The following is a 14,044-nucleotide window of genomic DNA, read 5'->3' as shown; positions in this document are numbered from 1 at the left end:
AAAATAAAACAATAAAACGTTGACATACATAGTGAAAAGATTTATACTAACAAATAGTTTGATAATCAAAATAAATATCAGAAAGAAAAAGGAGATACTATGCATACAGACAATACATCATTAAAACCACTTCAGATAGGGGAACTGACAGCAGAGAAACCAATCATTCAGGGCGGTATGGGAGTTGGTGTCAGCAGAAGCTCTCTTGCCGGTGCAGTGGCGGCAGAAGGAGGCATCGGGATTATTTCGACGGCACAGATTGGATATGATGAGGAAGGGTTTGAACGGGATCAGGCAGGATGTAACCGCCTTGCCATAAGTAAACACATCCGCCGGGCAAAAGAGATCGCTGGCGGCAGAGGTCTGGTTGGTGTCAATATCATGGTGGCACTGAAACATTACAAAGAGCATGTGCAGGAAGCTGTGAAGGCCGGCGCAGACGTAATCATCAGCGGAGCCGGACTTCCGATGGATCTGCCCAAATTAGTCGGAGACAGTGTAACAAAAATTGCACCAATCGTTTCTTCTAAAAGAGCTGCGCAGCTGATTTTGAAAATGTGGGCGCATCGTTATGAGCGTACAGCCGATTTTCTTGTGATTGAAGGACCGAAGGCCGGAGGTCATCTGGGGTTTTCACGAGAGCAGTTAAAGGATGTGGAAGCACTTGATTATGATCAGGAGATTAAAGAAATTATTGAATGTAAAAAAGTATATGAAGAAAAATTTCATACAAAGATTCCGGTGATTGTGGCAGGGGGGATTTTTGACAGAAGTGACATTGATCATGCACTGGAATTAGGGGCTGATGGGGTGCAGATTGCCAGCCGGTTTGTGACAACAGCGGAATGTGACGCTGCTGAAGAATATAAACAGGCTTATATAAATGCAAAGAAAGAAGATATCCAGATTATTCAGAGTCCGGTCGGAATGCCGGGAAGAGCTCTTCGAAATGAATTTATCAAAGGTCTGGAAAATGCCAGAAAACCGATCACAAAATGTTATAATTGTCTCGAGAAATGTGATCCGCGGTCAGTGCCGTATTGTATCACAAAAGCACTGATCGATGCAGTCAGAGGAGACATAAAGAACGGTCTCATTTTCTGCGGAGAAAATGTGGACCGTATTCATGAGATGACAACCGTGCATGATCTGATGCAGGAACTTTGTTACTGAACCGGTTCGCGGTTCCGAAATCTTGCGTACATTGCGTGAACGACGGTGATCAGAGACGGAAGCAACATCAGGATTCCGTACCAGTTGGAATCGGACAGAAGTATCAGTGGAAGCACAAAGGCCAGAAAAAAACAAAAGTACAACATTCCGGACAGTATACATGGCAGAAAATGATTCCAGCCGATCAGGCCGGACAATGCGGCAAGGATCAGCATGAGAAATGAAATATAATTTGTAAGAGTATTCTGCGGAAAATCAAGCAGACCTGCGGAAATACTCATAGCAACACCGGTCAGCAGAAAAAAAGCATTAAAAATGCGCATCAGGCGAGTTACAAAAGGTGAACTGCCATTTGGCGAGCAGTACTCCCAGAGTTCGACTTCGAGCTTTTCTGCGAGCTCTCTTGCTGCGCGGGTAAAGGTATTGTTTGTCATGACCATGGCGGCATCACAGTCATAGAAATCTGCACCGGCATAGGCTTCCTGAATGGCTTTGTTGCCAACGGGATGAGAGTAATATTTGCACTGGATTCCATACTTCAATCCGTTTTTCTGCGCAAGAATGTCAACGCCCTGGTCACCACTTCCCTTGGTTACGGTAACTTTGTGAAATCCGCGGTAACGTAATAATTCTGCACAGCGATGTTCAAACTGTAAACCATCCATGTCTCAAAAATCCTTTCTGTCAGTCCTGTCTGCTATTGCCTATTTTAGCTTTTAGGGAGGGAAAATGTCAATAATAGAATCAGGAAGAGGAAATGAAACATAAAGCTTGATAAAGTGATAGTTTCTGGTAAAATGAGGAGAAAGGAGGCGACAGTTATGATTACACTAAATGACTACCTTTATTCAGGAGATACGATACTTCGTATTTTGCATAATTATATTCATGATCTCAGAAAAGATGCAAAGAAAACGCATAATGAAATCGATATGATCCACTGTAATTTCCTGATTCTGATCAGAGAACTTCTGGAACATAATGATTTCCTTACTGCGCAGTCTCAACAGATCAGAGAATTTTATAAATATATGGCAAAAGAATATCCGTTTCTTGCGTTTACGTTTCGGGGGCGGATCAAGTCACTGATACGTGCAGAAGAAAAGTTTAATGGGTATGTTGTAGAGTATATTTATAATTATTATACAGAACACGGGAAATATCCGTCGCTTACGGAGCTGAAAAACAGGCTCAGTTGTTTTCGTGATTTCATTGCGTATCGTATTGTGATCGCGATGCCGAGGTGTCATCTGAAATGTGAAGGGGATCGTGAGAAGGAAGAACTGAAATATTTATATGAAATTGCCAATGTACTTCCGGGTTTTCTTGAGGAGAGAGGATTTACGGCGGAATCGGCAAATGGTGTAAAAGAAAGTACCTCTTCGCTTTTAAATGAAGATGTACGACCATACTACAGGGATTATATTTGCGGGACAGAACCGGATGAATATCAGTCTTTACATATTACATTTTATGATAACAGTTCAAGGTCTTATATGGAGGTTCAGCTTCGTACAAAGACAATGGATGACATAGCGGAAATCGGACCTGCCAATCATCTTGGATATGAGAAAAAGCAGGAGAGTGAAAGAGTCAGAAGAGATGCCATTCCGAAAGGGGAATGCATTTATTTTGATGAGGCTTATGAGCGGGGGATGAAGCTGCTCGGACTGGAATTGTCCGAACTGGATGTGAATATGTTTTCGGCAGTAAATAACAGTCTGATCAATGACGGCTGCGGATTGTACCGCGGCCGCCTGATCCTTCCATATGAACATCTTTCAAGATTTCAGAACGATCTGATCGACTGATAAAAGCGGACTGGCAGGGTATCAGCGTTCCATCATACTAATGGATTCGATACCCACACTGCCTCCGCGTACCACTTCTATATTTTTGAATTCTTCTTTGATCAGTTTAACAACTGCGTCATTTTTGGTTGCCGTCTGTATAAATTCGAGAAGCAGACTGTCTTTGCCATAGTCAATGACTCTGGCTTTGAAGGTTTCTGCAATCTGAAACAATTCTACTTTATCAGCAGGAGAACATTTCCGTACTTTTACATATAAAATTTCTTTCATGCGGACAAATACATCAGTGAAGTCGATGACTTTAATGACTTCTACCATGCGGTTGAGCTGTTTTTTGATCTGCTCAAATGTTTCATCATCGCTGACGGTTGCAATCGTCATTCTGGAGACGGTCGGATCTTCTGTAGTACCTACAGTAAGACTGTCCAGGTTATAGGACTTCCCGGAAAAAAGTCCGGAGATTTTGGAAAGTACACCGACCTGATTTTCAACGTAAAGAGAGATCCATCTAGTTTTCATTCCTTTATCCATTTTTGATTCCTCCTAACAATCCATAATCAGATCAGCCAGTGTTCCGCCTGGTTTGACCATCGGATAAACCATTTCTTCCGGATCAATGATAAATTCGATCACGGTAGGTACCTTTGTGCTTGTACGCGCTTCTTCAAATGCAGCTGCAATTTCTTCACGTGAAGTTACGCGGATTCCCTTTGCACCATAACTTTCAGCAAGCTTGATAAAATCCGGAGTATATTTTGGATATTCCTGTCCGTCTGTTCGGCGGGAAAGTGCACCGGATCTTAAGTTAGTCATGGAGTAACGTTTTCCGTAGAAAAGTTTCTGCCACTGACGTACCATACCAAGGTAAGTATTATTGAAGATGCAGTTGATAATCGGCAATTCTTCAAGAACAGCAGTTGCCAGTTCCTGAATGTTCATCTGCATACCGCCATCACCGGAAATGGAGATGACAGGAGTACCCGGATTACCAATCTGTGCACCGATTGCTCCCGGAAGTCCGTATCCCATGGTTCCGAGTCCGCCGGACATGACAAGTTTACGGTTCTCAGTGATATCTACGAACTGGGAGGTCAACATCTGATGCTGTCCGACATCGGTTACGATGATCGCTTTGTCAAACTGTTTATTGATCTCAGCGAAAATATCCAGAGGTCCCATCAGCGGACGGTTCTTCATAGTAAGCGGATGTTCGTTTTTCCATGCATCGATTTCCGCACGCCATTTTTTCGTATTACATTCAGTAACATATTCAGCCATTTTTGTGATGGCTTCTTTAGCATCGGCAACGATTGGGACATCTACATGGATATTTCTGGAAATAGATGCTGTGTCGATATCGATATGAACGATCTGGGCATTCGGGGCAAACTCGTGGAGTTTACCGGTGATACGATCGTTAAAACGTGTACCGATGGAAAAAAGAAGATCACAGTTGGTAACAGCCATATTTGCAGCATAAGCACCATGCATGCCGAGATTTCCGATAAAGAGAGGATGTTTCGTGGAGATAGCACCGCGGCCCATAACGGTTGTAACAACCGGAATCTGAGTTTTTTCTACAACGGAGGTAAAAATCTCATTTGCATTGGCAATGTTAACACCACCGCCGGCGAGGAACAGAGGCTTTTTTGCTTTTTGAAGCATCTTCAGAGCTTTCTTTAGCTGTCCCATATGTACGCTGGTATTTGGTTTATAACCACGGATATTGACGTTCTTTGGATATTCTGCACTGCCGAGTTCTGCCATGACATCTTTTGGAAGGTCGATCAGGACAGGACCGGGGCGGCCGGTTCTTGCGATATAAAAAGCTTCTTTAATGATGCGGCCGAGATCTTCACGGTTGCGGACAGTGACTCCGTATTTTGTAATGCTACGTGTAATGCCGACAATGTCAACTTCCTGAAAAGCATCATTTCCGATCAGATGACGTGCAACCTGTCCGGTGAAGCAGACAAGTGGCACGCTGTCATAGTTTGCTGTAGCAAGTCCGGTGACGAGATTGGTAGCTCCCGGGCCGCTGGTTACCAGACAGACACCGACCTTTCCTGTAGTTCTTGCGTAAGCATCTGCCTCATGGACAAGTGCCTGTTCATGACGCGGCAGGATGATGTCAATGCCACTCTGGCGATATAGTTCATCACTGATATCGATGGTGCATGCGCCCGGGTAACCGAATAAGGTGGTTACGCCTTCTTCTTTTAAGGCTTTTACCAGTAATTTATTTCCTGAAATCTGTCTCAATAGACTACCTCCTTCTATACAATAAAGCGGATAAATTCGCTTTAAAGTCTATAAAAAAATCCCAAGCATATAAAACACTCAGGACCGAAAATCCGCGGTACAACTATGGAGATAATTATAAAATAAGAGACTATATTTGTCAATGTTCACAATTTCTGATAGAATAGAAAAAAGTGTGACTACTGTGGATAGAATGGGTAGTATCAGGACGCACAAAAATGATATTTGGAGATAAAGATCAGATGAACGAAACAGATATGATCCTGCATTTGATGGAAGCCTGCAGGCTCTGTCCGAGAGAGTGTGACGTGAACCGGCTGAAAGGAAAGAAAGGATTCTGTGGCGTAGATGCAAAAGTGATGGTTGCAAGGGCTGCTCTTCATATGTGGGAGGAACCCTGCATTTCCGGAAAAGAAGGATCGGGAGCTGTGTTTTTTTCAGGCTGTTCGCTGGGATGCGGATTTTGCCAGAACAGACGCATATCAAGAGGACAGAGCGGGAAGCAGATTACGATCGAACACCTTGTGGACATTTTTTTGAATCTGCAGGAACAGAAGGCAAATAATATTAATCTGGTGACGGCAGGACAGTTTCTGCCACAGGTGGCGGAAGCGCTGAAAAGAGCAAAGGCACGGGGACTGCATATCCCGGTCGTATATAACAGCAGTGGCTATGAGAAAACAGAGATGCTTAACATGCTCGATGGCCTGGTGGATATTTATCTGCCGGATTTTAAGTATATGGATCCAGAACTTGCAGGGAAGTATTCTCATGCGAAGGATTATCCGCAGGTGGCGAAGCTGGCACTGGAGGAGATGGTTCGGCAGACGGGAATGCCAGAATTTGACAGCCGCGGGATGATGAAGCGAGGTGTGATCGTTCGACATCTGTTATTGCCGGGACATGTAAAAAATTCAAAAAATGTATTAAAGTATCTGTATAAAACTTATGGAGACAAAATTTATATAAGCATGATGAACCAATACACACCGATGCCGGCGATGAAAGATGATCCGCAGTTATCACGAAAAGTAACAGACAGAGAATATGAGAGACTGATTGATTATGCAATTTCGCTGGGATTGAATAATGGTTTTATTCAGGAAGGTGAAACGGCAAAAGAAAGTTTTATACCGGAATTTGATGGAGAGGGAGTATAAATGGCTGAGAAGAAACTAACGAAGAAATTTGGACAGAAACGAGATTTTAAGAGTGAAGAAAAGAAGACAAAAAACAACACATATATGATAAAGAAAACTTATAAAGAATCGGTGAAAAAGCAACAGAAGACAACAGACGAAAAATGCGAGCCTAAAAAAGTGGCTTCAAAGAAGACTGAAAAATCACTCTGTCCGGTGCATGGAAAATGTGGCGGATGTCAGCTTCTGGATATGCCTTATGAGAAGCAACTGAAAAAGAAACAGAATCATGTAAGTAAACTTCTTCAGCCATATTGCAAGACAGAGAAGATCATCAGAATGGAGGATCCGTTCCATTACAGAAACAAAGTACATGCTGTATTCGGCCATCGAAAGGACGGTACCGTGATTTCAGGAACATACCAACAGGGAACGCATTTTATCGTACCCGTTGATGAATGTCTGATTGAAGATAAGAGAGCAGATGCGATTATCTGCGATATTCGCGGACTTCTGAAATCATTTAAGATAAAGACCTATAATGAGGACACCGGATACGGATTGTTTCGCCATGTGCTGGTACGCACCGGTTATCACAGTGGACAGGTGATGGTGGTTCTTGTACTTGGCTCCCCGATTCTGCCATCCAAAAACAATTTTGTAAAAGCACTTCGTAAACTTCATCCGGAGATTACGACGATTATTTTGAATGTCAATGATCAGAAGACAAGTATGGTTCTTGGCGAAAAAGAAACCGTACTGTACGGTAAAGGGTACATTGAAGATGAGCTTTGTGGACATACCTTTCGCATTTCTTCAAAATCTTTTTATCAGGTCAATCCGGTTCAGACAGAGAAGCTTTATGCAAAAGCAATCGAGCTTGCCGGACTGACAGGAAAAGAACGGGTGATCGATGCATACTGTGGAATCGGTACGATCGGTCTGATTGCCAGCGACAAGGCAAAAGAGGTCGTCAGTGTGGAACTGAATCCGGATGCAGTCAAAGACGCAATTGTCAATGCAAAACGAAACGGAATCAAAAATGTGCGATTCTACCGTAATGATGTAAGTGTGTTTATGCGCCAGATGGCAAATGAAGGCGAAAGTGTGGATGTTGTATTCATGGATCCGCCACGCAGCGGAAGTGACGAGAAGTTTTTATCCTCTGTAGTGACGTTACGTCCGAAACGGATCGTGTACGTTTCCTGCGAGCCGACAACACTTGCCCGTGACCTCAAATACCTTACCAAACACGGCTATCGTGCAGTCACAGCAGTACCGTTTGATATGTTCCCCGCGACCGAACATTGCGAGACAGTCTGTTTGCTGTCAAGAAAAGATAAATAAGTGCCGAAAAGTAGAGTATTCTAGAATTTTGGCAAGGCTGGTAAAAAGTTTATTGTTTTTCATGATTGTTTCCGTTCAGCTTTTCCAGAAGAATATTACTTCCAGGTACAAAATCCAGTTCGGCATGAATCCTGTCGGCATCTGCCTGTGCACGTTCCATATAATTCAAGTCATAGCAGTTGTACAGACCATTGTCAATAATATCCAGATAGTAATAATACTCAAAATACATGTTGACAATATCTGCCATTTCTTTATCATATTCCTTCAGAAGACTTTCATAAATGGCCTGAACAGAAAATCCATTTTCTCAATTTCTGAACAGGTACATATGCCCTGGTTCTTTCAGATCCAGGGCATATTGTTCTGGTGTGGTTAGTGTAAGTGCAACACAGTCAGCAACTCTGGGAATCACCAGGGTTTTAGAGCAGGACACATCCTGCCATGATCCGCCGCAGAACCCATAGCTACAAAAATAGTATCCACATCTGACGGCAGACTGGAGAGGGCTTGAAGAATGTGCCCCTTCATTTTTGAGGGCTCCATTCAGATTTCATGATATGATCGGTATTCTCGATACATTTCAAGCATATTTTTTCTTGCATTTTTCAAAAAGGAAGTATTGTTGTTGATTCGTCCAAGAAGAAGATATCCCTGATAGATGGAAAGCATACGCTGAGAAAGAATCTTTGCATGATCTGGAGACAATCCGGAGTATAACAATACTTCCTGAAAAATCTGTTCGAATTTTTTTAGTCCTTCCATAAATACAGATGCAACCGCTGGCTTGCTAAGGGCTGTTTCCATGCCCATCACCGCATATGGGCAGCCTGCAAATGTCTGTCCAGTTGCCCTTCCGAATAAATAATCGAAGATTTCTTCTATAAAACTTTCCCAGTCATTTCCCTGAGAACTGCTTCGAAATTGTTCCAGTAAGATTTTTTGATAGTATTCCGTCACTGCTGTTGCCAGATCATCCTTGCTTTTGAAATAAAAATAAAAAGATCCTTTTGGAAGGCCTGTTTGTTTTAGAATTTCGCTGATTCCAGTGGCAGAATACCCATTTTTCCAAAATAATTCAGCAGCACATTCGATTAGGCGTTGTCTGGATTCTTCACCTTTCTTCATTTTGCATTTCCTCCTTCAGTCTGGAAAACAGATGTGTAAGTGCAAACATAAGCGTTTCATAATGCATGTAATCTAAAGTATTCCTGTCTGTAAGAATTTGAATACTTGCCGGGAATTCGTCATCAGCCTCCCAGAAACGAATGATAATCGGCAAAAAAGGAAAAAGTTTTAATTCGAAAGCAACATCTCCTTTTCCCAGTTCCTTTCCGGAAAGAGCTACACAGGCATTACGTAATTCAACGGTTTTTCCGTTAAAAAAGTCAGCGGTATTCTTAAAAAATCCGCTGTTCTGGGAAAGATTTCCAGCCATGATTGTAGAAAGACTGTTTATGTTTACAAATTCATTAGCCAGATGGCAACCATCTTTTGAATAACATAAAGTAATATATAACCAGCCAGAATCGTATTCTAATGAATATTTATGTATCATTGCAGCCTGATCATATTGCAGGAAAACGCGTGCCATAGAAATTTTTGCTTTTTCATAATTAGAAATCATATCTATCATATACTCCTCCAAGAATGTTATATAAGCTATTTATAAAATAGACTAATCGGTCTATAGAGTCAATATGTTTTTGTATGAAAGATAAGAAAGCAGCGACTTTGAAAAAGCAAATTGATAATAGAAGAAACAGACTAATCAAAACTTGCCATTATGGATATTTAACGAAAGCCTTTTGAATATAATTTTGGCACTGGAATAATTACTGCGTATATGCTAAAATAATAAAGAACATACATTCGACTTTAAGTATTTGTCAAGGTGGTGCACAGCATTGCTGTCTATGATGCTGAAGGAGAAGAAATCTGGAGGTGTTGATATGAGATTGAGATATATAGTGATTGTTTAGCGCTACATGAGTTGCTATTTAGTGGAAAGGAGGATCACCATGATAAAACACACAATTCCACCGGTCTATGATGCAAACTCCAGAATCCTGGTTCTGGGGAGTTTTCCATCGGTAAAGTCCAGGGAACAGCAGTTTTTCTACGGACATAAACAGAACCGTTTCTGGAAGGTACTTGCCGGAATCCTGGGATGTGAAGTTCCACATACAATAGAAGAAAAGAAAGCAATGCTGCTTGCAAATCACATTGCAGTCTGGGATGTAATCAAAAGCTGTGAAATCGAAGGCTCGTCTGATGCCAGCATCCGAGACGTGATACCGAACGATCTGTCGGAAATTCTTAAGATTGCAGATATACAGACTATTTATACTAACGGTGGCAAGGCTTATGAGCTGTACTGCAAATACATTTATCCGGTAAACGGAATCAAAGCACATAAACTGCCGTCTACAAGTCCTGCCAATGCAGGATATTCACTGGATCGGCTGAAAGAAGCATGGGCAGAGATCAAAGAGTAAGCATAGAATAAGAGAGTAAAACGAGATGTCGGAGCAGGTGGAAGGAAATGAAGTCTATTTCAATTTATACGATTACAAGAAATCAGAATATTGAGTGCCTGCAGAAACTGGAGCGGCAGTTATCGGGAAGAACATATTTCCTGAAAATGCGGGAATGGGAACTGGAAAGTATGAAAGCGCTGGTACGAGAGCTGGAGGTGCATATGCAGGATGTACATGCGTTGCGTTTTTTTTATTCGTTTCAGGTCCCGAGACTTGGCAAGGAATTTGACCTTCTGCAGATAAAAGACGATCAGATTGTAAATATTGAATTAAAAAGTGGAAAAGTCTCAGACGAGGCAGTACGCAAACAGCTTTTACAGAATCGATATTATCTGTCTGTGCAGGGGAAAATGATTCAGTCTTATACATATATCAGCAGCCAGGAACGTCTGGTACGACTGAACAATCATGATCATATTGTTGAGGCAGACTGGGATCAGCTGTGTCTTGCCTTACAGAGACACGGCAAAGATTATGAGGGAGATATCGAAGATCTTTTTCAGGCAGAAATGTATCTGTTTTCACCAGTGACCGAGCCGGAAAGATTTCTGAATAAAGAATATTTTCTGACTTCGCAGCAGAAGGATATTGAGCGGAGAATATTGGATAAAATACGAAAAGTCAAGTACGGTTACTTCTGGTTCAGTGGTCTGCCGGGAACAGGGAAAACGTTATTGCTTTATGACATAGCAATGAAGCTTTCGGTACATCAGAAGGTATGTATGATCCACTGTGGAGAAACCGGAAAAGAATGGAAAATCTTGCACGACAGATTGTTACGGATCGCATTTTTATCGGACAGCCAGCTTGAAGAATGTCCGGATCTTAAGGAATACAGTGCAATTCTGGTAGATGAGGCGCATTTACTTTCGGTGAAGGAACTCCATAGGATACTGGAGCTGAGCGAGAAGCATCCGGTAATCTTTTCCGGTGACGATGAAGATATGATTTCAGATGAAGAAATGGACAGGACCATGCTCCGTGAAATCGAGCATCTGCCGGATATTCAGAGCTTTCATCTGACAAACCGTATCCGTACAAATGCAGAACTTTCATCTTTCATTCAAAATATGATGCATTTACCTGAAAAAAGAATGGTACGTTATTATCCGCATATTCAGGTGGTGTATGCAAATGATGACGAAGAAGCAGGCATTCTTCTGAAAGGCTATCAAAATCAACTCGTTTTTATAATAGATGAACGTTACTATTACGATGAGAAAGGCTATCTGCGTGAACAGAGACAGAAGCATCAGAAACCGACTGCGGTACGCACGCTTTTTCACCGCCTGAATGAGGCAAGAGAAGAATTTGCAATCATTGTAAAAGGGAATGAAGCAGTATATGAAGTCCTGCTGGATCTGTTACAGTTCAGCAAAAAGGAAACCGTGAAAACGATTGCAGAATAAAATAAGTATTAGAAAAAGACTGTACAGTTTATATTCAGTACAGTCTTTTATTGCGCAAATTATTTTTCCTTTTTGAAGATAATTGTGATCTTTATAAGAATTATGAAGAGATTATTGCATGTGAAGATCAGATTCAACTAGATCATTTAAGATTCTGCAGATACATCAGAATCGTTTACTTGGGGTTCATCAGGTCCCTTTTCAGGAAGAAATACACGTACATTTTCGATACGGTTTTTATCAAGCTTGTCAACGACAAGGCGGATACCGTCAGAGGTGATTACCTGATCTCCTGCGACGGGCAGACGATCCAGATGTTCAATCACAAGACCGCCAAGTGAATCATAGTCTTCTGATTCAAGATGTGTTCCAAGATGGTCATTAACATCATCAAGACTCATAGATCCTTCAATGACATATTCGCGATCAGAAAGTTTTTTGATCAGTTCATTTTCATTTTCATCGTATTCATCATGTATCTCACCGACAATCTCCTCCAGAATATCTTCCAGAGTAATGAGTCCTGTCATTTCACCGTACTCGTCAAGAACAATGGCAATATTGAAAGTGGATTCACGCATCTCTACAAGAAGTTCGGAAATGTCTTTGTACTCATATGTGAAATGAGGTTTGCGGAGAAAACTGCGGATATCAAATCGTTCATCGGGATCATAGAGAAGGAGATCCTTCATATTAATGATTCCGACGATATTGTCCTGTGTGTCTTCGTATACAGGCAGACGGGTAAAACGGTCTTCGCGGAAAATATCAATCAGTTCTTCATAAGTCGAATTTACATCGGCAAATGTGACGTTGACACGTGGAACCATGATGTCTTTTGCATCGGCATCCCCGAGATCAAACACATTGTAGATCATTTTTTTCTCATCAGATTCGATGACACCGTCCTCATGACTGACATCAACAATCGTACGAAGCTCTTCTTCGGTCATGGCTTTATTGGCTGCATCCGAATCCACTCGCAGAAGCTTCATAAAGATTCTTGAAAACAAATCGATGATGAAGATGAACGGAGTCATAATCGTCATGAAAAAGCTGAGAACCGGAATATAACGTAATGTAATTTTTTCTGCGTTTAATGTAGCGTAATTCTTTGGTGTAATTTCACCGAAAATAAGGATTGCCACCGTTAATGCAGCTGTGGCGATACTTATCATGTAGCCGCCAAAGCTGTATGCCAGTGAGGTGGCAAGAGAGGAAGCGGTGATATTAACAAGGTTATTTCCAATCAGTATGGCACTGAGCATTTTGGAAGTATGGTTCTCGACAATGTCCAGAACTTTGGCTGCTCTTTTATTGCCTTCATCGGCAAGCGTACGAAGCCGGATTTTATTGACTGCCATAAGTGCAGTCTCATTTGATGAAAAAAATGCAGATAATGCCAGTAGTATGATCAGGATAATCAACTGGTAAGTGTCACTTGCGTCCACTCGTAAAATTCACTCCTTTAATATATATTAGTCAAGATCTTTGCCGGTAAGCATTTTGTATGCCTGCAGGTATTTTTCGATGGTTTTATCCACGATTTCCTGTGGAAGTGTCCAGTCATTTCCCGGATTAGAGGTCAGCCAGTCACGTGCAAACTGCTTGTCGAAAGATGGCTGTCCATGTCCAGGTTCGTAACCGTCTGCAGGCCAGAAACGGGAGCTGTCCGGTGTCAGCATTTCATCACCGATTACCATATTTCCGTCTTCATCCAGACCGAACTCGAATTTGGTGTCAGCAATGATGATACCTTTGCTCAGTGCGTATTCTGCACATTTTTTATAGAGGGCAATGGTATTGTCGCGCAGTTTTTCTGCGAGTTCCTGACCTCTGCCCGGGAAATATTTCTCAAGATGATCTATACTCTGTTCGAAAGAAATGTTCTCATCGTGGTCACCGATCTCGGCTTTTGTTGACGGGGTGTAAATTGGCTCCGGAAGCTTGTCAGATTCTTTTAAACCTTCAGGAAGTGTGATGCCGCATACGGTACCGTTTTCCTGATAGCTTTTCCAGCCGCTGCCTGTGATATAGCCACGAACGATGCACTCGATCGGAAGCATGTTCAGCTTGCGGCACATCATGGATTTTCCAGCATATTTTTCCTGCTGGAAAAATTCCGGCATGTCTTTTACATCAACAGAAATCATGTGATTAGGCAGAATGTCTTCGGTCAGGTCGAACCAGAACTTGGACATCTGTGTCAGTACTGTTCCTTTCTTGGTCACTTCATTGTTCAGGATAACATCGAAACAACTGATACGATCAGTAGCTACCATGATCAGACTGTCTCCGTTATCATAGATCTCACGTACTTTACCTTCTTTAATTGGTTTTAATTCCTGCATGTCTTTGCACCT

The 14,044-nt window shown here is 41.9% G+C and carries 13 protein-coding genes and 1 pseudogene; 6 read left to right on the top strand and 8 right to left on the bottom strand.

All coding sequences use genetic code 11. The annotated features are described in order from the left end of the window. Nucleotides 1-99 precede the first annotated feature (99 nt). Nucleotides 100-1,173 (top strand): NAD(P)H-dependent flavin oxidoreductase, encoded by a 1,074-nt coding sequence (locus BQ7344_RS03145; RefSeq protein WP_072521404.1) that lies wholly within the window; start codon nt 100-102, stop codon nt 1,171-1,173. Here BQ7344_RS03145 and BQ7344_RS03140 read toward each other — a convergent pair. Continuing rightward, on the bottom strand, nt 1,167-1,838 hold the full coding sequence (locus BQ7344_RS03140) for a restriction endonuclease (protein WP_072521403.1): 672 nt from the start codon (nt 1,836-1,838) through the stop codon (nt 1,167-1,169). The two genes, BQ7344_RS03145 and BQ7344_RS03140, sit on opposite strands and share 7 nt — an antisense overlap. Before the next feature lie 156 nt (nt 1,839-1,994). On the opposite strand from BQ7344_RS03140, the gene BQ7344_RS03135 reads away from it, so the two are divergent. Next, the gene (locus BQ7344_RS03135) at nt 1,995-2,984 is read left to right on the top strand and encodes a nucleotidyltransferase family protein (RefSeq protein ID WP_072521402.1); all 990 of its coding nucleotides are present in this window, start codon (nt 1,995-1,997) and stop codon (nt 2,982-2,984) included. A gap of 21 nt (nt 2,985-3,005) precedes the next feature. Here the strand turns inward: BQ7344_RS03135 and ilvN are convergent, their stop codons facing one another. Next, on the bottom strand, nt 3,006-3,515 hold the full coding sequence (gene ilvN / locus BQ7344_RS03130; protein ID WP_072521401.1) for an acetolactate synthase small subunit: 510 nt from the start codon (nt 3,513-3,515) through the stop codon (nt 3,006-3,008). Between the two features lie 12 nt (nt 3,516-3,527). Beyond that, nucleotides 3,528-5,246, bottom strand: coding sequence for a biosynthetic-type acetolactate synthase large subunit (ilvB, locus tag BQ7344_RS03125; RefSeq protein WP_072521400.1), 1,719 nt, complete (start codon nt 5,244-5,246; stop codon nt 3,528-3,530). A gap of 218 nt (nt 5,247-5,464) precedes the next feature. Here ilvB and BQ7344_RS03120 point away from each other — a divergent pair, with 218 nt between their 5' ends. After that, a complete protein-coding gene (locus BQ7344_RS03120; protein WP_083585470.1) occupies nt 5,465-6,406 on the top strand; it encodes a radical SAM protein in 942 nt (313 codons plus the stop codon). After that, nucleotides 6,407-7,732 carry a 23S rRNA (uracil(1939)-C(5))-methyltransferase RlmD gene (gene rlmD, locus BQ7344_RS03115; protein WP_072521399.1) on the top strand — a complete coding sequence of 442 codons (1,326 nt, stop codon included), beginning with the start codon at nt 6,407-6,409 and terminating at the stop codon, nt 7,730-7,732. Between the two features lie 49 nt (nt 7,733-7,781). Here the strand turns inward: rlmD and BQ7344_RS16375 are convergent. The 3 genes and pseudogenes from BQ7344_RS16375 to BQ7344_RS03095 form a co-directional block, all read right to left on the bottom strand. Next, nucleotides 7,782-8,282: pseudogene (locus BQ7344_RS16375) on the bottom strand (DUF1638 domain-containing protein). After that, a complete protein-coding gene (locus BQ7344_RS03100; protein ID WP_072521397.1) occupies nt 8,279-8,860 on the bottom strand; it encodes a TetR/AcrR family transcriptional regulator in 582 nt (193 codons plus the stop codon). Before BQ7344_RS03100 ends, BQ7344_RS16375 begins: the two are co-directional and overlap by 4 nt. Beyond that, the gene (locus BQ7344_RS03095; protein WP_072521396.1) at nt 8,847-9,368 is read right to left on the bottom strand and encodes a DUF3786 domain-containing protein; all 522 of its coding nucleotides are present in this window, start codon (nt 9,366-9,368) and stop codon (nt 8,847-8,849) included. The genes BQ7344_RS03100 and BQ7344_RS03095 overlap by 14 nt, the downstream gene beginning before the upstream one ends. A 385-nt stretch (nt 9,369-9,753) precedes the next feature. Here BQ7344_RS03095 and BQ7344_RS03090 point away from each other — a divergent pair, with 385 nt between their 5' ends. Beyond that, nucleotides 9,754-10,230 carry a DNA-deoxyinosine glycosylase gene (locus BQ7344_RS03090; RefSeq protein WP_072521395.1) on the top strand — a complete coding sequence of 159 codons (477 nt, stop codon included), beginning with the start codon at nt 9,754-9,756 and terminating at the stop codon, nt 10,228-10,230. 47 nt (nt 10,231-10,277) lie between these two features. Further along, a complete protein-coding gene (locus BQ7344_RS03085) occupies nt 10,278-11,681 on the top strand; it encodes an AAA family ATPase (protein WP_072521394.1) in 1,404 nt (467 codons plus the stop codon). Nucleotides 11,682-11,827: 146 nt separating this feature from the next. Here BQ7344_RS03085 and BQ7344_RS03080 read toward each other — a convergent pair whose 3' ends face one another. After that, nucleotides 11,828-13,132 carry an HlyC/CorC family transporter gene (locus BQ7344_RS03080; RefSeq protein WP_072521393.1) on the bottom strand — a complete coding sequence of 435 codons (1,305 nt, stop codon included), beginning with the start codon at nt 13,130-13,132 and terminating at the stop codon, nt 11,828-11,830. A 27-nt stretch (nt 13,133-13,159) separates the two neighbouring features. Further along, nucleotides 13,160-14,032 carry a phosphoribosylaminoimidazolesuccinocarboxamide synthase gene (locus BQ7344_RS03075; RefSeq protein ID WP_072521392.1) on the bottom strand — a complete coding sequence of 291 codons (873 nt, stop codon included), beginning with the start codon at nt 14,030-14,032 and terminating at the stop codon, nt 13,160-13,162. Between the last annotated feature and the right edge of the window lie 12 nt (nt 14,033-14,044).

The organism is Blautia sp. Marseille-P3087 (assembly GCF_900120195.1).
Lineage (GTDB): Bacteria > Bacillota > Clostridia > Lachnospirales > Lachnospiraceae > Blautia_A.
This window is presented reverse-complemented; position numbering and strand designations above follow the sequence as displayed.

What these genes read in the sequence shown, in the direction of transcription:
- BQ7344_RS03145 (WP_072521404.1), top strand. Translation starts at nt 100, where the DNA reads ATGCATACAGACAATACATCATTAAAACCACTTCAGATAGGGGAACTG.
- BQ7344_RS03120 (WP_083585470.1), top strand. Translation starts at nt 5,465, where the DNA reads ATGATATTTGGAGATAAAGATCAGATGAACGAAACAGATATGATCCTG.
- ilvN (WP_072521401.1), bottom strand. Translation starts at nt 3,515, where the DNA reads ATGGATAAAGGAATGAAAACTAGATGGATCTCTCTTTACGTTGAAAAT.
- rlmD (WP_072521399.1), top strand. Translation starts at nt 6,407, where the DNA reads ATGGCTGAGAAGAAACTAACGAAGAAATTTGGACAGAAACGAGATTTT.
- BQ7344_RS03085 (WP_072521394.1), top strand. Translation starts at nt 10,278, where the DNA reads ATGAAGTCTATTTCAATTTATACGATTACAAGAAATCAGAATATTGAG.
- BQ7344_RS03075 (WP_072521392.1), bottom strand. Translation starts at nt 14,032, where the DNA reads ATGCAGGAATTAAAACCAATTAAAGAAGGTAAAGTACGTGAGATCTAT.
- BQ7344_RS03100 (WP_072521397.1), bottom strand. Translation starts at nt 8,860, where the DNA reads ATGAAGAAAGGTGAAGAATCCAGACAACGCCTAATCGAATGTGCTGCT.
- BQ7344_RS03140 (WP_072521403.1), bottom strand. Translation starts at nt 1,838, where the DNA reads ATGGATGGTTTACAGTTTGAACATCGCTGTGCAGAATTATTACGTTAC.
- BQ7344_RS03090 (WP_072521395.1), top strand. Translation starts at nt 9,754, where the DNA reads ATGATAAAACACACAATTCCACCGGTCTATGATGCAAACTCCAGAATC.
- BQ7344_RS03135 (WP_072521402.1), top strand. Translation starts at nt 1,995, where the DNA reads ATGATTACACTAAATGACTACCTTTATTCAGGAGATACGATACTTCGT.
- BQ7344_RS03095 (WP_072521396.1), bottom strand. Translation starts at nt 9,368, where the DNA reads ATGATAGATATGATTTCTAATTATGAAAAAGCAAAAATTTCTATGGCA.